18 protein-coding genes and 3 pseudogenes are annotated in these 17,768 nt (G+C 56.5%); 8 read left to right on the forward strand and 13 right to left on the reverse strand.

Features of this window, described 5'->3' with window-relative positions; genetic code table 11:
* The first annotated feature begins 483 nt into the window (after positions 1-483).
* Positions 484-1,889: pseudogene (locus tag ACFQJD_RS00810) on the forward strand (Cdc6/Cdc18 family protein).
* Positions 1,890-2,151: 262 nt separating this feature from the next.
* On the opposite strand, the gene ACFQJD_RS00815 reads toward ACFQJD_RS00810, so the two are convergent.
* A complete protein-coding gene (locus tag ACFQJD_RS00815) occupies positions 2,152-2,478 on the reverse strand; it encodes a hypothetical protein (protein WP_165896085.1) in 327 nt (108 codons plus the stop codon).
* Positions 2,479-2,616: 138 nt separating this feature from the next.
* On the opposite strand from ACFQJD_RS00815, the gene ACFQJD_RS00820 reads away from it, so the two are divergent.
* The gene (locus ACFQJD_RS00820; RefSeq protein ID WP_049987285.1) at positions 2,617-3,540 is read left to right on the forward strand and encodes a MarR family transcriptional regulator; all 924 of its coding nucleotides are present in this window, start codon (positions 2,617-2,619) and stop codon (positions 3,538-3,540) included.
* A gap of 37 nt (positions 3,541-3,577) precedes the next feature.
* On the opposite strand, the gene ACFQJD_RS00825 is transcribed toward ACFQJD_RS00820, so the two are convergent.
* From ACFQJD_RS00825 to ACFQJD_RS00835, 3 genes are all read right to left on the reverse strand, one after another.
* Positions 3,578-4,012: a PIN domain-containing protein gene (locus tag ACFQJD_RS00825; RefSeq protein ID WP_165896086.1), complete on the reverse strand. Its 435-nt coding sequence runs from the start codon at positions 4,010-4,012 to the stop codon at positions 3,578-3,580.
* Positions 4,013-4,264 carry an AbrB/MazE/SpoVT family DNA-binding domain-containing protein gene (locus ACFQJD_RS00830; protein ID WP_165896087.1) on the reverse strand — a complete coding sequence of 84 codons (252 nt, stop codon included), beginning with the start codon at positions 4,262-4,264 and terminating at the stop codon, positions 4,013-4,015.
* 91 nt (positions 4,265-4,355) lie between these two features.
* Positions 4,356-5,177, reverse strand: coding sequence for a hypothetical protein (locus ACFQJD_RS00835; protein ID WP_379795456.1), 822 nt, complete (start codon positions 5,175-5,177; stop codon positions 4,356-4,358).
* Between the two features lie 227 nt (positions 5,178-5,404).
* Between ACFQJD_RS00835 and ACFQJD_RS00840 the strand changes: the two are divergent.
* Positions 5,405-6,074: pseudogene (locus ACFQJD_RS00840) on the forward strand (helix-turn-helix domain-containing protein).
* A complete protein-coding gene (locus ACFQJD_RS00845) occupies positions 6,071-6,766 on the forward strand; it encodes a nucleotidyltransferase domain-containing protein (RefSeq protein WP_379795458.1) in 696 nt (231 codons plus the stop codon). The pseudogene ACFQJD_RS00840 and the gene ACFQJD_RS00845 overlap by 4 nt, the downstream one beginning before the upstream one ends.
* Before the next feature lie 125 nt (positions 6,767-6,891).
* Here ACFQJD_RS00845 and ACFQJD_RS00850 read toward each other — a convergent pair whose 3' ends face one another.
* The 7 genes from ACFQJD_RS00850 to ACFQJD_RS00880 form a co-directional block, all read right to left on the reverse strand.
* A complete protein-coding gene (locus ACFQJD_RS00850; protein WP_379795460.1) occupies positions 6,892-7,821 on the reverse strand; it encodes an ImmA/IrrE family metallo-endopeptidase in 930 nt (309 codons plus the stop codon).
* Positions 7,822-7,908: 87 nt separating this feature from the next.
* Positions 7,909-8,256 (reverse strand): hypothetical protein, encoded by a 348-nt coding sequence (locus tag ACFQJD_RS00855; protein WP_379795870.1) that lies wholly within the window; start codon positions 8,254-8,256, stop codon positions 7,909-7,911.
* A 176-nt stretch (positions 8,257-8,432) separates the two neighbouring features.
* On the reverse strand, positions 8,433-8,714 hold the full coding sequence (locus ACFQJD_RS00860; protein WP_379795462.1) for a DUF7521 family protein: 282 nt from the start codon (positions 8,712-8,714) through the stop codon (positions 8,433-8,435).
* Positions 8,711-9,088, reverse strand: coding sequence for a helix-turn-helix domain-containing protein (locus ACFQJD_RS00865; protein ID WP_379795464.1), 378 nt, complete (start codon positions 9,086-9,088; stop codon positions 8,711-8,713). Before ACFQJD_RS00865 ends, ACFQJD_RS00860 begins: the two co-directional genes overlap by 4 nt.
* 95 nt (positions 9,089-9,183) lie before the next feature.
* Positions 9,184-9,477 (reverse strand): transcriptional regulator, encoded by a 294-nt coding sequence (locus ACFQJD_RS00870; RefSeq protein WP_379795466.1) that lies wholly within the window; start codon positions 9,475-9,477, stop codon positions 9,184-9,186.
* Entirely contained in the window at positions 9,474-10,445 is a 972-nt protein-coding gene (locus ACFQJD_RS00875) for a transcription initiation factor IIB (RefSeq protein ID WP_379795468.1), read from the reverse strand. Before ACFQJD_RS00875 ends, ACFQJD_RS00870 begins: the two co-directional genes overlap by 4 nt.
* A 205-nt stretch (positions 10,446-10,650) precedes the next feature.
* Positions 10,651-11,190, reverse strand: a complete 540-nt coding sequence (locus ACFQJD_RS00880; protein ID WP_379795469.1) for a plastocyanin/azurin family copper-binding protein — start codon at positions 11,188-11,190, stop codon at positions 10,651-10,653.
* A 105-nt stretch (positions 11,191-11,295) separates the two neighbouring features.
* Here ACFQJD_RS00880 and ACFQJD_RS00885 point away from each other — a divergent pair.
* Positions 11,296-13,102: pseudogene (locus tag ACFQJD_RS00885) on the forward strand (multicopper oxidase domain-containing protein).
* 198 nt (positions 13,103-13,300) lie between these two features.
* Positions 13,301-14,065, forward strand: a complete 765-nt coding sequence (locus tag ACFQJD_RS00890; RefSeq protein ID WP_379795471.1) for a hypothetical protein — start codon at positions 13,301-13,303, stop codon at positions 14,063-14,065.
* Positions 14,066-14,227: 162 nt separating this feature from the next.
* Here ACFQJD_RS00890 and ACFQJD_RS00895 read toward each other — a convergent pair whose 3' ends face one another.
* A complete protein-coding gene (locus tag ACFQJD_RS00895) occupies positions 14,228-14,515 on the reverse strand; it encodes a hypothetical protein (protein ID WP_379795473.1) in 288 nt (95 codons plus the stop codon).
* Between the two features lie 255 nt (positions 14,516-14,770).
* Here ACFQJD_RS00895 and ACFQJD_RS00900 point away from each other — a divergent pair, with 255 nt between their 5' ends.
* On the forward strand, positions 14,771-15,016 hold the full coding sequence (locus ACFQJD_RS00900) for a ferredoxin (RefSeq protein WP_379795475.1): 246 nt from the start codon (positions 14,771-14,773) through the stop codon (positions 15,014-15,016).
* An 86-nt stretch (positions 15,017-15,102) separates the two neighbouring features.
* Here ACFQJD_RS00900 and ACFQJD_RS00905 read toward each other — a convergent pair whose 3' ends face one another.
* The gene (locus ACFQJD_RS00905; RefSeq protein ID WP_379795477.1) at positions 15,103-15,975 is read right to left on the reverse strand and encodes a succinate dehydrogenase/fumarate reductase iron-sulfur subunit; all 873 of its coding nucleotides are present in this window, start codon (positions 15,973-15,975) and stop codon (positions 15,103-15,105) included.
* A 440-nt stretch (positions 15,976-16,415) separates the two neighbouring features.
* On the opposite strand from ACFQJD_RS00905, the gene ACFQJD_RS00910 reads away from it, so the two are divergent.
* Positions 16,416-17,597, forward strand: coding sequence for a tryptophan--tRNA ligase (locus ACFQJD_RS00910; RefSeq protein WP_379795479.1), 1,182 nt, complete (start codon positions 16,416-16,418; stop codon positions 17,595-17,597).
* Positions 17,598-17,768 lie beyond the last annotated feature (171 nt).

A 17,768-nucleotide genomic window follows, 5' to 3' on the forward strand; every position in this document is an offset into this window, starting at 1 on the left:
TCTGGCGCTTACTACTCGAAAACGGGGAGTGTGAGAAAGACCGTATCACCCTGAGCATCATTCACAAAATCCGGATTATGTGGATTTTGCTCCGAGACCCACCTCGACTCACTTCTCCTTACAACATGAGGGTGGGAGCATCGAACCAGGTGTGTTACCGCCCCCAACATCTTACAACTCGAAAATGGGGGTCCGGGTCATCGAGGAAGTTCGACGATAGCGAGCTTCGTCGAACCGTTACAACTCGACAACGGAGGGTGATAGATTCCGAAGACGGTATCTGACTCATCCAGAGGATACGGGTCTGTAGTCGTTAGATAGCCTGTTTTCGCCCGGTTACAACTCCACAAGGGTCCATATTTTTATACCCAGAGTTCGAGGGGGTTCATAATGGGACGAGAGGGACGTAGAGCAGGATCGAATAATCCGGAAGGTGAGGAGGGTGGTGAATCTTCTGCTGCTGATCCTGAAAACCCCGAATCGATGGATGAGGAGGTGGAGTCTCCTGGCACGTCACAAGCGACCTTCGGAAACGGATCAGATCCCGCCGATTCGTCTCAAGAAGCAACTAACGGCGACGGTGGCGGTATCTCAATTCGTGATCGGCTCCAAACCGAGTCGTCCGGTGGGGTATTCGCGAACAAAGACCTCGTCCGGTCAGATACCATCATCGACGAGGATCGTATCGTCGGTCGTGACGACCAGCTGGGCCGTGTCGTCGACAATCTAAAACCGATCCTCCAGAATGAGGGGATCCCCGATATGCTTCTGAGTGGTCCCTCTGGAACGGGGAAATCGCTCATCATTCATGCAGTCTGTAAACAGATCGTCGAACTGTGTGAATCCCAAGGCAAGACCTTCGGGGTCATTTCAATCAACTGCGAGGGGCCGAAGACCGCAGATCGGGCTGTCTATCGGTTAGTCAAAGCTGCTGCCGACGACCTTGGCGTTGATCCTGGTGTTCCCCAAACCGGTGTCTCAACGGATCAGAAGCTGGAGCGACTGTACGAACTGATGCGAGAGTATTACGACGGTGTCATCTTCATTCTCGATGAAATCGATATGCTCGAGGACCGTATCAGGAGGCAGAGTACAATTCTCTCATCTACCAGCTTTCACGGGCTCGCAAACTCGCTGACTTTGATGGTCCCATCTCGCTCACGACGATCACGAACTACGCCGACTTTATGAAGGACCTCAACAGCCGCGCACAGAGTTCTTACAACCCTGACGATATCTTCTTCGACGATTACGATGCGAACCAACTCCGTAGTATTCTCCGCAACCGGCGGGACGCCTTCAAGCCAGACTCACTTGCAGATGACGTTGTTCCGCTTGTTGCTGCGTTCGGCTCCCAAACGCACGGGGATGCGCGGAAAGCGATTGATCTCCTCAGATGGGCTGGCGAATTAGCTGAGCGGCGTGGAGCTGACACAGTTACCGAGACTGATGTCCGTGAAGCCCAGGAGAAATACACCGAAAACCGCAAGCTCCGCCATATCAGCGGCATTTCAACTCAAAAGAAACTCTCTATCTACGCCGTGGCGGCGACGGCCAACTACGCAAGAGAACATCCTGAGTGGATCCCAGCTGGACCTGCGTTCAAGACGTACCAATTCATTGCTGATACGATGGACGCAGACCAGTACAGTCGCGAGACGTTCGTAAATCACGTCACAGAACAGAGTACGTACGGTGTGTTGGACTTCGAGCGTCGGGGCAAGGGGCGAGGCAGAGGAGTGCATATGTATTTCTCCCTCTCCGAGGATCCGGAAACGATCATGGAGACGATCCGTGAGGATTCCCGGTTCGAAGATCTAGCTCACGAAGAGGCGACTATCAGCGCGGTTGTCCGCGAACGGCTGAAGCAGTTCCGGAGTAAGAACTAATCCCGCCTGTATTCACCCCACACTTACTACTCGAAAATGGGGGTGTCCTTCGTCGGGATGTCTCGTTACTACTCGAAAACGGGGGTGGGTGAGTCAAGAGATTTGACGTGCCGGTCGATGTACTGTGGTATCTCCTTGCCCTCTCCCATTTACAACTCGAAAACGGGGGTGTGTTCTACGATTTTCTTGTCGCCGATACCATCGATGATACGGAGACCGTGGGGAAACGACGGCAACGTAGGGTGGGAGCCCCGAGTTGAGTTCACTCGTCGGGATTCACCGGTCCTTTGTACTTCGATGTCACTGAATCTCCTTCCCGCCACTGCCAGTAGTAGTAGCGGTTGTCGTTGATTTCCTTGATCGTGATCGTCGCCTTCGCTGGCACGTCGTCCGGGAGGTCATCGGGGCGCTCCTCGACGTCGGCGGCGGCCGCCTCTTCCTCCTTGAGACGAGCTTCACGCTCCTTGTATTTGGCCAACGCCTCGGCGTAGCTGGCAACGTCCCGAAGATGCGCCGATGTGGCTTCGTTGAGCGTGTTGACGATCTCCGTTGGGAGGTTCGCCGGTGGGGTCGGGGGTTCGTAGGACATCGGCTGCTCTCGTGTTAACCAACACTACCCGCGACTCCATAGTTTTGTTGGTTAATACGATGGAGACGGTTCTCATAATGGCTGTCTGTAACACTACTCGAAACTTCTTTATAAATAAGTTTCGTACTATGTTACGCCGTGCTCCGGCGCATCGAGCTTGAGGTCCTCGCCACGGTCGACCGCGGCGACACGATCTCCGAGCTCGCGACGAAGCTTGACCACAGCGAGAGCTACCTCTCCCGTGCCGTCGGCGACCTCGTCGAGAAGGGGCTCGTCTATACGGAACGTGACGGCCGCCGAAAACGAGTCGTCCCATCGAATGCTCGTGCCGTCGAACTCTACCAGGACCTCGTTCGCCAGCACTCCCACATCGACTTCCCCGAGCTGCTAACCGGGAAGGCACTCGAAGTGCTGTACTACCTTGACCAGCCGCTGACCGTCTCCGAGATCGCCGACCGGAGCGACAACTACCGCAACACGGTCAACCGCGTCCTCAAGCGGTTTCGTGACCGCGGGCTCGTCGGGACCGTCGACGGCCACTACGAGTTCAACGCCGACTTCGGCCGCCTCCACGCGTTCGCACGTGAACTTGCACACCATCTGCATCGCCAGCACCTCGAAGCCGTCGCCCTGAAGGGCACGATTCTCTGGGCGGACTACGACGAATTCCTCGCGCAGGCCGAGACGGAGATCGACGCGGAGGCGTTCCACGAAACCGGCCTCGCTCGGTTCGCGGCCTTCGACCTCCAGTTCCTGCTCACCGGCCATCGCTACTACTTCTACTCCGAGGATCTCGACGCAGTCTCGCCGGCGGAACTTTGCTGTCACACGCTATTGATCGACGACGGCAGCCGCCACCGCTCGTACTGTCTCCTCCTGCTCAGCCACGTCGACGTCGACGAGGCGGACCTCCGAGAGCAGGCGGCGAAGTATGGTCTCGAAGACGAAATCGACGCCTTGCTCCGCTACCTCGAGACGCACGGCGAGGTCGACGACGACCGGCTCCCGGAGTGGGACGAGTTCCAGGAGCTGGCGGCTGACTACGAGGTACGACTAGCCTGAGCGTGAACATCGCCACCAGCCGTGTCGTCTGCCAGCGTCAGTTCGGATCGTAGGGATTCGTTGCTGTATCGAGCCGATAGACATCCTCGACGGCGTCAAAATCGTCGTCAAACGCATACAGGTAGCCGAGCCCTTCGGTTTGCATATACGCGACAATGCAGGCATCGACGAAGGAGAGGGGTTCGTGTTGGCGAAAGAGGGCCTTCCCGGTCGCGAGGGCATCGGTGGTGAGGGAGTCGATGTGGAAGCGGGCGTTTTCTTCGATGCGATCGAGGAGATCGACGGCTGCGTCGTGGCCGGCGTGGGTCGTGAGGCCGTTGAGCGTTTCCGCGAGCACGTAGTCGAGGACGACTGCCTCCGGTAGCGCTCCATCGTCGATGCCTCGGAGCACTGGGAGCGCAACGTCGTGGGATCCATCCCGCCGGTATGCGGCGGCAAAGAGGACTGTCGTATCGATGAGTGCCCGCGGCATTTACTCGACGTCGACGCCCCAGGCGTCGTGCTCGCTCGTCACATCGGCCGCCTCCTCACCAGCGTAGCCGTCGAAGTCGGCGAACGTGCCGGTTTGCTGTTGGATGACGTGGACCCGAATGCTCCCGTCGTCCTCGAGACGCCAACGGAGGTGATCGCCATCGTCGATATCAAGTTCACGCCGAATCCGGGCGGGGATGTTTGCCTGGTTTCCAGACACCTTGCTTTCGGCGTCGATTCTGTCGCTACTCATACCTCACGGTAGGTGACCGGCCGTGAAAAGTCCAGTGTGCCGCCACACTACTCAGTCGCATAAGAGCGATTCCGACGAGAAAGATGGCGATTTACCCTGAGGTCGTTGGGAGCCGACCATCCGGACGTGGAACACGACCCTGTTTGATCTCGTGATCGACGCGACGCAGATGCTTACAGCCGCCTTCGGGTGAGCGCTGCTGCCAGTCGGGACAGGAACACGACTCGTCGACGACGTCAACTTCGTACCGGTTTCCGGACGCGGACTGTACTTCGTAGCGGCCACCTTTCGAGAGGAGCGAGACGTCCATCGCTTCAGCGACGGCACGCGCCGTGCGGGGCTCGAGATCGTCCTGCGACTGTGTGTTCTCGTCGACGACCAGTCGGTCGCGAACGTCGCCCGTTCGACCCCCGTCCGGAGCGACGGCTTCCGCAGGGCCACTGAGCCGCTCGTGGAGCACTTCCTCCACCGGATGGCCTTCCAGCCACAGGTAGTGGATCTCACGGCGCTCGCGATGATCGTAGGAGCCACAGGCGGCAGCGCTCCCAGTCCAGACACGCCACGCCCCGAGTGCTGCCATCACGTCGACGATGACTCGCGGAACAGCCTCGTACTCGTCGGGGTAGAACATCCGGAAGCGAGTACACTCCGCCTGCGGCGGAACCGTCTCCCACCACTCGACGTCGTCATCCCAGCTCTCGTACATCGCTTTGTCCTCCCCGTATCCGACAGTCACGCCGTCAATCTGCGGTATCTCCACCGATGTTTCGTCAGCCTCGTCTTCGAGTAGCCGAAGGACGGCGTACCGAAGATACTCGTGATTCGGATTGTCTGATGATTGGGCGACCTGCTCGTGGTGCTCTGCGACCCGCTCTGCATCGTCGAGAACGGTCGTTAGATATCGGTCGGTCATGGTTCGTGGAGACGGGACTGCGCCTCCGCCCCTCGGCGGGCGCTGATAGACTTAACCAACAAATAGCGATCAGTCGTATCCTCTGTTGGTTAACCCTTCTCTGCTCGAATGCTGAGCCGGATCGGACTACCGGAGCCAAGAATTGTATATCTGTATAGAGATAACTCCATAGGAAATACGAGGGACAAGACTAATACCGCTAGATGCGATACCGATAACTAACGATGATGGAGTACGTCGACGAGACCGCGGCGAAGATCATGGTCGCGGCCCGGCCGGGTGACTCGATCCGGCGAATCGCCCAGAAGATCGACGGCTCCTACTCGTGGGTCTACGACTGGATCGAGCGGTTAGAGGACGCAGGCTTCATCCGGCGTGAAGACGGCGTCTACATCGAGAAGTACGTTGTCAGGGATCGCTACTACGACCTCGTCGCGGCCATTTCTCGCGCTGTCCCCCTCGATCGACGACGGCTACGTCATTCCACACTTCGCCGGGATGCCCTTTGCGTACACGAAAATCGATGGCGTCTACGTCTGGACCCACGGCGGCTATCAGATCGCTCGCGGCCACGACGATTATCCGATCTTCATCCAGGTCGCCGACCGGGATATCGAACGGTGGACGGCGTTCTTTGATGAGTTCGGGATTCCGAGCCGGATCGAAGAGCGGCCGGACGCGACCGACTACGATGCGACTGTCTCGTACGTGTTGTTCCCGACGAGTGGGGAGATCACTCGCGAGTGGGTTGACGGCAATCCGGTTATTCCGTTGGATGAGGCAATCGAGCACATGTTGGAGTACCGGGTGAACTACGAACCGGCGTTGGAGATGATCGCCGACGAGTACGACCGCGATATCGACGCGTCCCACGAGGATCCGCGTTTGAACGCATGAGTCTCGGTGAACGCGAAGACGAGCTGCTGGATACGCTGGAGGCCGTTATTGACGCTGACCTGCCATACGTCCTCGTCGGTGGGTGGGCGATTGCGGCGTTCAATCAGCGCTTCACCACGGACGTCGACGTCGTCATTCCGGCCCAAGCGGTCGACGACTACACGGACCTTCTCACCGACCGCGGCTACGAGAAAACGGCCGATGTCGAGCGAAACGAACTCTACGAGGGCCGGACTATCCGGTTTACGAAAGATATCGGGAATCCGGTTCAGTTCGACGCGATGGTGGACGCGCTGGGCTGTCGCCAGACGGAAGCTGAATGGTCGTATCGCTATCTGGCCCAGCACTCTGTCACCGAGGAACTGCGAACCGGGCGCCCGGTAACAGCCAGGATTCCGGAACGGGAGTTGCTGTTCGCGGTGAAACTCCACAGTGGCCGCAAGGCAGACTCTCGGGATCTGGTGGTGCTGGCTGCTGGCGCGGATTTCGACCGCATCGCGACCCATCTGCATCGCGGAGAGTCCGAGAAGCTCACTGGTCGCATCGAGACTGTCCTCAACCGCCTCACGTCGGAGGATTTCGCAGATGCATTCAAAGGAGTCTTCGAACAGCAAACGGTTCCCGAACAGGATATCGATGCCGTCGTTGAGTTCCTTCGTGACCAGCAGCGCCGACTCGATTCTGAACTATAACATCGACTGTCGGTGGGGTATGTCTTGGGACCGATCGAAACACGCAGGGTTGGACGCCGAACGAATTAACCAACAGAGTGGGATAGCACCCCCCAGATGTTGGTTAACGGCTCAGGAAGGCGTCTTCAGCCCTCTACAACTGTGTCGATGATCTCCTGAGCGGTCGAACTGATCCGGCCGAGACGCTCCTGAATGCTCTCCGCATCGTCGTCCTGCCACGCGGCAAGATAGAACGCTGAACCGCTCGTATCCAGGTCGAAATACCGCCCGACGATGTACGCAACGGCTTCCGCTTCGACCTCGCGTTTTGCGCGCTCGGGCTCGTCGTCGCCATCGAAATGAAGCAGCGCGTGGGCGTACTCGTGAATCAGCGTTACCGCGAGGTCGGCCTGATTCGCTCTATCTTTCGCTTCGACGACGGGTTGGCATTCGTGGAGGTTCCGGTGTTTGCAGACGCCTTTTGCGTTGCCATGCTCCCACTCAGCAGCGTCGACGACACGGACGTCGATATCGAGAGTAGCTGCCGCATCAAGGAGCGCTGGCACCAGGTCGTCGGCGTTACCAGTGGCCTCGGTTTCCAACTCGGGGAGCGGTTCGCCCTCGGTTTGAGACACATCGAAGACTGCCGTTGGTTTGAATCCAACCAGTCCTTTGGACCACTCCTCGGGCGGTGTCTCGTCGTAGTCACAGTCGCTTTGCTCGTGGTAGCTCGGCGAATTCTCGCACTCAGGGCACTGCTTCGTAATAATGGGTGCCCAGATCCAGATCGCCTGTTCGCCCTCTTGGACGTGCCGGTCGAACTCCGACCTCCACGTATTGTAGCCCGCCACGCGGGTTGCTTCGGGACACTGCCGCTTGATGAGGAGCGTGTTCCGGTAGGAGTAGTCGTGGAAACGACTCTGGACATCGAGCCACTCTTGGAACTCTTCGCTGGCCTGCGCGTCGTCGACGCCGGCGACGAGGTCGTCGATCCACTGTTCGATCGTACTGTTCATCTCGTCGGATCGCGTGTCGGTCTGGTCGAAGGAGACCGACGAGTCTCTGGTCGTAGACATCGTGATCACCGAATCGAGTTCACGGCGACTGCGTCTGTTCAGACCGCGCCGCACCCCTCAGGGGGCGTTCAAAAACCGCTCTGTCGGTCAGCGGAGCTCGTGGCGTTCGTCCGCAAAGCCAACCGAGACGAGGTACTTGAGGAACTCGTCGAACCGCTCGACGTCGCTGGGCGTGTCGGTCGCAAGGTGACGCGCCCACTCGATGGCCCACTGGAAGGCGGGATCCGTGCCGCCCTTGCCGTGAATGTACCACCACCGAGCCGCTTTGAGAACCACTATGGGATTCGTCGGCGGCTGCTCACCGGCGAGCCCACGGGTGATAGACTCGATTTCGTCGGGGACGTCGGCCGGATCGACCTCCGCTGATTGCGTGTTGTCGATATCGACTGGAATGTCGTCGATCGAGACGTTGTCGGCGCTCTGTTGTTGACTCACGGAATTCACCTCTGGCTGAGGACCCTCGATGGAGCCCTCGCCCTCTCCGGGGCGCGAAAAACTACTCGTGGCGTCATCCTGCGGGGAGTATGCTCCGAATTTCGTACTTACCCTAATGGCAGCCCCCGACATCGGTCTATGCGGCAGGATACCGATCCGAATTCTCTCATAGAGGTTCATCCGCGTTCGAGATAAAGCGAGTACATAATGATGGCTAGACCGATCGCCACGAGGATACTATTGATCAGGATCCCCATCTCCAGTGACACTGAGAGAACTTGATGGGCGATACCGGCGAGCAACGCGCCAAGCGTGATGATACCAAATCCGATGCCGAGCACTCGGAGCGAAGGTGTTCCGGTTCGACGATAGGCTCGAAACGCGATATACGTGATCCCGCTCCCTAACAGCAAGATCACTGTTTTCACCACCACAATGGCTGGTGCAACCCACATCATAGCTCCTCTCCCATCTTTGACCAAATATCTTTGAGCCTTTCGTCGGCGTTCCGCGGCGGCCGTTCGACCGTTACCGAAAACTCGTCGTCAGCGTCCATGGAGAATATCACATCATCGAAATCTCGCTCGTATGTCGTGGTTCGACCGCCGCCGGGATTGATCGTATCTTGTTCGCGAACCAGCGAGGCATTGCTGAGCAGTTCCAGTTTTCGGTACACCGTTGATTTGGGGATGTCACAGGTATCGATGAGTTCGGTTGCGGTCATGGGTTCAGCTGTTTCACGGAGAATGGCCCGGCAATCGGCGTCGTCCAGCGCATCAAGGACAGCCTGCAGCGATGGAGAGTCCTCAGATGACGCTGACTCACGCACCATTACCTGTATTTGGAATGTATCAGGGATATGCTATCCGATTACGATTCAGCAATTGGGGGATGGAGTCCGCCTGAGATTCCCGTCATCCCTTGGGATTATGACTCGGAGGCGTCTCCAATCCGCTGTTTTCCGTCGTCAGTAATCTCGTAGAGTCCTCGACCGACTGGATGGATCTGGCCGAGCTCATGGAGTCGGGCACACGTTTGGTCGACCGTAATCGGATGACGATCTGCAGTACTGGCGATATCCATGACATGGATGGGCGACTCCGCGACGAGTATTGCAAGGATTTCTCGGTCGGTATCCCGACCGAGCTCGCCCATCACAGCCGTTGCACGGCCGGCGGCAACCCTCTTTTTGTGACTCGATTTTGATTGCTCGGTCATCATGCATAGCCCTCCTCGGCGTAGACCTCGAGCAGTTCCTGGTAGCGGTTCCGAATCGTGACCATACTCACATGGGCGGCATCACTGACCGTCTCCTGTGTCAGTTGTTCGTTCGTGAGGTGCGTCGCGGCATATATCGCGGCCGCCGCAAGCCCTGCAGGGCTCTTTCCGCTATGGGCGCCCACTTCCATTGCTGTCGTGAGCAAGTCTCGCGCCTGTCGTATCGCCTCATCACTCACGTCTAATGCTGAGGCGAATTGGGGGACATATTCTAGTGGATCGGCAGGCTCGATTTCTAACCCGAGCTCTCGGGATGCATATCGATAGGCTCGCTGTATGCGGATTTTCTCCACTCGACTGACCTCAGCGAACTCCGAGAGTGGTCGCGGTGTTCCGTGTTGACGAGCCGCTGCGTATAGCGAGGCCGTTGCCATCCCTTCGATAGATCGACCCGGAAGGAGATCGTCCTCGACTGCCCGTCGATAGATCGTTCCGGCGGTTTCTCGAACCGGGTCCGGAATATCGAGAGCAGACGCCATCCGGCTGATCTCCCCGAGTGCTTGCTTGAGATTCCGCTCGTGAGCGTCTTTCGTCCGAAACCGTTCGTCCCATGTGCGGAGGCGCTGCAGGCGGGTCCGCTTCCGGTTAGATATCGACTGCCCGTAGGCGTCCTTGTCCTGCCAGCCGATCGTCGTGCTGAGCCCTTTGTCGTGCATGAGCCTCGTGGTCGGCGCCCCGACGCGGCTTTTTTCGTCCTTTTCATCATTATGGAACGCTCGCCACTCCGGGCCGCGGTCGATGGAATCTTCGTCGAGGACCAAGCCACACTCTTTACAGGTGGTTTCTCCGTGTTCATCGTCGTGGACGATCTGTCCGTCACACTCTGGACACGACGAGAGCGGCTGGGACTCGGTGGTTGATTGACTTGTCCCCGTGTTGCTGTCCTTGAGATCGAGCTGTGTTTTAGTCATTGGTGATGGGGGCCGATAGCTACATTCGATAACCCTGAATGGGCTTCTCTAGCAATGGTGGGGTCAACGGTCGAAGAATGCGTGGCGGAATCCCGGATTGTGAGAATCCGCCAATTTGTTTTACTATGACCAAACGAAAAGACGTGGTTTCGGAATCGTAGACTCGGCTCTTAGAAAAAATTGGCCAGTGCACGAAGTTGCATGATCACCCGGAAAAGTCGCTGTAGGAAACCGCTCCCTGGTCGACGATTGTTTGGCTCTCAGGGACGTCTCCGTCCGGCGGCATACTCCCATCAGCGGGGCCGCCAGGCTCTCCTACGACGATACGGCCGACCATGCCGAGACTCTTGTGTGGGGTACAGTAGTAGTCGTGTGTACCCGTTGCCTCGAAGGTGTGATCGAACGTCGCACCCTGTTCACTGAGAATTCCACTGTCGAAGGCTTCCGCACCGTCCGGGATGCGCGTGACTGACGCCTGCCCATTCCCTTTCTTGTATGCTGTCGCAGAGTGGCTGCCGCTATCGATTTTGAACGTGACTGTTTCGCCGGATTCGACGAAGAGCCCGATCGGGTCAAAATAATAGTCGCTCCCCTCTGTAACCATCAGGACTGTCGTTGTGTCTCCGTTCGATGGAGTGTTCGTTTCACCGCTTGCATCGGGGTTCGAACTGCTACAGCCGGCGAGCCCCGTGAGACCTGCGGTTGCGACGACTCCACCTGCTTTCAAGACTTGTCGACGTTCCATGCCCCAGTATTGGAACGCCTCCGATAGACCACTTTGGCGGATTCCCACCGTTCGGGATTCCGCCGTGAACTGACCGTCACTGCTCACGAGTATCTATATATGAGAATGAGTGACCAACTTGGAGAGGTTGGAACTGACCTATCGCGGCGTGACTTCTTAGCGGCGACAGGCAGTGCTGGCGCGCTGAGTCTCGCAGGGTGTACAGCCCCGACTGGACGTACTGAAACTCCGTCCGAGTCACTTTCTCCTGAGTTTTCGTCGCCTGACCTTGAAAAGTGGATCGACGAGGTCCCCCGTCCAGGTGTCATGGAACCAGCTGGAGAGAAGGACGGGAGCCCTTATTATGAGATGGAAATGCGCGAAGTTGAGCAGCAGATTCACTCTGACCTTCCACCGACGACTGTCTGGGGGTACGACGCCCAGTACCCGGGGCCGACGATTGAGGCACAGCAGGGCGAACCTGTCCGTGTACGCTGGGAGAACAAGCTGCCAGACGAGCATCTCCTGCCGGTCGATGAGACGATACACAGTAGCAAGATTCCCTACGACAGTACTGGTGTGAGGGTCGTGCCCCACCTTCACGGAGGGAACGTCGAGCATTCGAGCGACGGCAAGCCGACAGCGTGGTTCACGCATGACTTCGAGCAAACTGGTCCGAAGTTCGAGAAGAAAGTCTACTACTACGTAAACGATCAGCCTCCGGCTACGCTCTGGTACCACGACCACTCGCTCGGGGTCACTCGGCTGAATGTCTACGCTGGTCTTGCCGGACTCTACCTCCTCCGAAACGACCGGGAGGAGTCACTTGGCCTGCCGTCGGGTGAGTACGAGATCCCACTGGTGCTCCAAGACCGCAGCTTTAACGACGACGGTTCGTTGTTCTACCCGACTGCTGGCGACGGCACGGACACCGACTCGCCGAAACCCAGCCCGAGCATTGTTCCGCAGTTCTTCGGCGACACGTCCGTTGTCAACGGGAAAGCCTGGCCTCGACTTTCGATCGACCCTCGGAAGTACCGATTCCGAATTCTCAACGGTTCGAACTGTCGGTATTACAACCTCAAACTCCTCGAGTATGACGAGTCAGCCGGAACGACCGGAACGAGCGGGCCGCCCTTCACTATTATCGGAACTGATGGTGGCCTACTGCGTTCACCTGCCATGATCGAGGGGCGACTAGAGATTGGCACAGCCAAGCGTGCCGACGTCGTCGTTGATTTCTCGGACTACGCGGGACAGACACTTCTGATGCACAACGACGCCGCCGCGCCCTACCGTGGACCTGACATTACTACCGGGGATCAACAGCCGCTGCCCGATGTGATGCTTATCGATGTCGCCGCTGATGATGTCGACGATCCTGCCGGGTACCGGGTACGTTGGCGGAAGTGCCAGAAATCCCTGCCGACTCGGTAGATGAAGAGCGATACCTTCCGATGCTTATGAGCTCAGATGAGTATGGACGACCATTACACCTCCTGGGCTCGGACGCGGAGTCATCACCCCACAAACTGTACGATCCGGTCACCGAGGAGCCCAACCTCCACGACACAGAAATCTGGAGCTTCGCCAACCTGACGGGCGTGTCCCACCCGATGCATATGCATCTCGTGCATTTCCAGGTGCTTGGGCGACAGCCGTACAGTGAGTACGATCCCGAGGCGGAGTCGATCGATGTCGAGTCGCTCGAACCCCCGCACCGGTAGAAGCAGGCTGGAACGACGTCGTTACGGCGAATCCGGGCGAGGTGACCCACGTGATCGTTCACTTCGGCGAATTTGAGGGGCTATTCAACGATCAGACCGGCTGGTATATGTGGCATTGCCACATGCTGGAACACGAGGATCACGACATGATGCGCCCTTTCAGAGTCCTGCCTAACTCCGACGGCGAGGCCGATGAGAGTCCGTAAACTGCCCCACCCTAGTCGCTCACTCTGGTCGCCTCTTGCGGTCGAAGCCCCCACTTTTCATTATCCTGAACTCGAACCAGGATTTCTACGTCTCCGTCAATTCGGCTGTAGAAGAATCCACTGACGATCCCACCATTTCAATCGTAAGTCACTGATCAGAAGTCACCTGAGAATCCCACTCCTTTACTGAACAGAGTAATGAGCCTATACTCAGAAGCCTATCTCAAGGATGAATTCGATATGAAATGGAATCTTAAGCAAGTCGAATGGGAAGCTATTGCGGGTATACTTGCTGCAGTTCTCGCGCTTGTACTCCATTTCCTACATATCGTGGATGAAGCCGTACTTCTTCAGATCACGGTTGTTCTGATGGCGTTCTTGTTTATCAGTCATATCCGGCGTGAATCTGAAACGGAGAACCTCTCAGAGTCCCTCGCTCACACCGAACGTGCTGTCGAAGAAATTCGAGCCGGTATGGATGCTTCCGACCTCGAACTCATCGGGCCTGGAGAACTCAGGTCGCGAAGTACGCAATTCGGCCAGGGTGCCCGTGGAGAAATGATCTGGTTCAACGTTTGTCTGCTCATGTTTGTCCCTCAAGATTTATTCGATGCGTTGCTTCGTCCACCGATCGAGAATCCAAATGTATCCTCGATCCAGTTCGTCCTCGACGAGAGTGAGCGGGAGCGCTGGAACACTCAGGTCAAACCCAAAGTAAAGAAGTGTCGAGGTGCCGAGACGGTACAGGAACCCATCTGGCGCGACCTCGACGATAACGTCTCGTTCATTCTTCGTGGGACGGAAAACGAGCAGACTGACGCGCTCTTAAGTTTCTGGGGAGAACCATTCATGGCGCGAACAACGAGGGACGTCCCCCGCTATATCATCCACGTCACGGAAAATTCCGAATTGATCCCCCAATTGCGGGATATTGAACGCGAACACCGACTTCAGCAGACCTGAGAGACGAATTCTCAACAACTCATATGCACGCACTTTGCGGGTGATAAAGCCAAGACGTCAATAGAGACGATCATTCGAGATACACACCGTCTTGGAGTGATGATACATTTCTCGTCTCAGCCTGTAGATCTCCAGGTACTTGGCCTGCTCTGACGGGGGCAGTTACTCGTCGTTAACCAGTTTCGTCCGGACATAGTACGGCCCCTCCCAATCTTGGACCCAATCAGGAGCTGCTGGATGAGAGCGCAGCTGATTTGCTTCGTACGATTCGTCCGGGAAGATGGTACCGTCCTCGTCAGTGCCGTCTTCCCATGCAACGACGAAGGTTACGGGGTCTCGGTTTTCGGCAGGATTCAGCTGTTTATCTGCCCCGTCCTCTAGATGGTACGGTCCATCGACCCATTCCTGTGGGTTGAACGTGACCTCTATCTCTGGTTTTTTGTCTGCCATGTCTGTTGATGTTCTGTTAATCTACTGTATTCGAGGAAGACTTAAAAAGAGCAGGACAAATCTCACGTTATTAGGCACAGCGAAGCTCGATCCCTCTAACAGACGGTGACCAACCTGAGAGAGGGGATTCTAACGCAAACTACTACGGCAATCTGGAAGCAATTACTAAAAAAGACCAAAGTCAACATCCATCGGGGGAACAGAATGAGCCATTGAACCCGATGATTCAAAGCACAACACACCAATATTCACACAATGCAAGTCGAATTCGACCGCGATACCTGCACAGGAATCTTCAACTGCGTTCACGAGTGGGAGAAGTTCGTCGAAGATCGCGATGCGGGGAAAGCAACGCTTGTTGGAAGCGAGGAGTTCGAGACCGATCACTACAGACGAGGCGTTCCCGAGGGAGAGGAGTTTGACGCGAAAATGGCCGCTCGTGTCTGCCCGGTAGACGCAATCACTATCTACGACGAGGAGGGGGAACAGTTGATTCCATAGTCTGTTGTTGACTGTCGTTTCAGGTAGCGTGAGTGGAATATTTGACCACTACGCTGTGTAGTAGGTCCGCAACCCGATGTTCTCGATCACCAGAATTTCAGATTCTGTTTGACGGACTCACGTTTCATCTCTTGGATCTCCTCTGTGATTGGGATATCCTTTGGACAGACGGTTGTACACGAAAATTGTGTATGGCACTGCCAGACCCCGTGTTCTTTATCGAGTAGCCCCAACCGATGTTCCTTCGCGTCTTCCCCTTCGCGTTCGTCCATGTAGAACCGATACCCCTTGACGATGGCAGCGGGGCCGATGTACTCGTCGTCGAACTGTGAGGGATTACACGACGACGTACAACAGCCACACTGAATACACCGTGAGGCCTTCTTGATCTTCTCCCGGTTCTCGGGTGATTGGCGCTGTTCTTCGAGTTCTCCATCAGGCAACTCGTCGGGCTGGAAATAGGGTTCAACGGATTCCATCCGTTCGAAGAAGTGATCCATATCCACCACCAGGTCCTTAATCACTGGTTCGTGCGGGAGCGGCTCGACGCGAACTGGTTCCTCGAGATCGGAGATTTGCGTTTGACAGCCGAGTCGTTGGCTCCCGTTGATGAATAGTCCGTCACTTCCGCACACCGCCATTCGGCACGAGTGACGGAATGTGAGACTAGAGTCGAAGTGGTCACGAGCGTAGATGAGCGCGTCCAAGACTGTCATTCCCTTTTCGTAGGGAACATGGAAGTCATCGAATCGGGGTTCTTGCTTGGCTTCGACTTCAGGGTCGTACCGGAAGACCTTCAGGAGAGTTGTCTCCTCATCGGCGGGAGACTGTGCTTCAGCGGCCGCTTGTGCCTTCCGATCTTTTGCTCGTTCGTGTTTCTTATCGAGACGCTGCTGTTGTGGTGAAGAGCCAGTGTTGGATTTCTCTTCTGTCTCTGAGGGTGTTTGTTGGGAGCTCATATTCGTGGGCACAGTACTGAGATTCGCTCAGGAGGGTAGCGGAGGCCCATGTGAAAAGGTAACGGGGGGACATCCAAATAGCTGTCTCCGAGGAATCACACGAAATCACTTCATCGACCAAGCATATGCATTGAAAACCGGACCGTCGAATCTCTGCTAAGTCGCCGGGTTAATCCGAATTCGAAGGTACAGCACGCCGGTACTTCGTATTCAATAGATTGAGGGGAGCAGCAACACATATACCCGCTCCGCACCCACTCCTATACGTAGTGTCCACTTCCCGCGAAACCGACGAACGGCGCTGGCGGTAGTTAGGGTTCGGAAGTGGACAGTATCGCGGAGTACGGTCAGTCGATCTCACTCGATTGATCCAACCACGATGCTCACTCACTTTCTCGATTGTATCGCCGTCATCATGACCTCCAAACGCACACCCACAAATGTCACCAAAAAGCGAATTCACCGTCACGCCCTACAGCGTCGACGGAGAAGTCGACTACGAGAAACTCCTCGAACAGTTCGGGGCTGACCAGCTCTCAGACGACCAAATCACAGCCTTCCCCGACCCAGTTCATCCGCTAGTTCATCGAAATGTATTCTACGCAGAACGCGACATAGACAGGTTCCTCTCCGCTGTTAACGCAGGGAAACCTCATTCAATTGTTACGGGTCGGGGCCCTTCCGGGCCGATGCATATCGGTCACGTCGTTCCGTTCTACTTTGCCAAGCACCTACAAGAGCAGACAAATGCTCTCGTCTACATTCCAATATCTGACGACGAGAAATACTTTCTCAAAAATATGTCCCTCGAAGCAATCGGGCGACACACTCGTGAGAACATACTCGAACTGCTCGCAATAGGCTTCGATCCGGATCGGACGCGTATCATCGTGGATACAGCGGATGGAGACGTGGTGTATCCCCTCGCAGCTGCATTCGCAAAGGCGGTGACCCAATCGACTGTCGAGGCGACGTACGGCGAACCTGCGAACATCGGCCTGTCATTCTATCCCGCGGTGCAGGCGACACACCTCCTCTTGCCACAACTCGTTGAGGGACGTCATCCGACGCTCGTTCCGATAGCAGTCGATCAAGACCCCCATATCCGTATCTGTCGGGACATCGCGGATAAACAGCGATATGACGTCGATAAACCGAGCGCGTTGCTCTCGAAATTCCTCCCGAGCCTCGCAGGGCCAGGCAAAATGAGCTCCTCAGACGACGCTCCCAGCATTCTTCTCTCCGACGACAGAGAGACCGTGTTCGAGAAGATCCGGACCCACGCGTATTCCGGCGGTCAGTCAACCATCGACGAACATCGAGAACAGGGTGGAGATCCCGGGAGAGACACGTCGTTCCAGTTTCTCTCGTATTTCTTCGAAGCGGATGACGAGCGGCTGGAACGACTCGCTCAGATGTATCGTGATGGATCGTTGTTGAGCGGTGAACTCAAGGAAATCGCAGCAGAAAACATAGCCGACTTCCTCGAACGCCATCAAGAACGCCGAAGGCAATTGGGGTCACTCGCAGATGAGTTACCAGCGTACCGATTGACCGATGCAGAGCGAAAGCGGGCTCGCCATCGAGCCGGATTTTTAGATGATGGTCTGTTGTGCCGGTAGCTATATTCATCTGTACGGCCCGATTTACGGTGGTTACTTGAGGTTGAGTTTCACCAACCTGCTGTAGAGCCGAATTTGCAGCGTACTGTTTCCAAGAACATATTTGGAATACTATCCCCGGCGTAACGGCGTTCGAACCGTATGGGTCTGGACGGCACACCGGCCGGCCGA

It is taken from the genome of Haloplanus sp. GCM10025708 (assembly GCF_042663985.1).
Classification (GTDB): Archaea; Halobacteriota; Halobacteria; order Halobacteriales; family Haloferacaceae; genus Salinirarus; species Salinirarus marinus.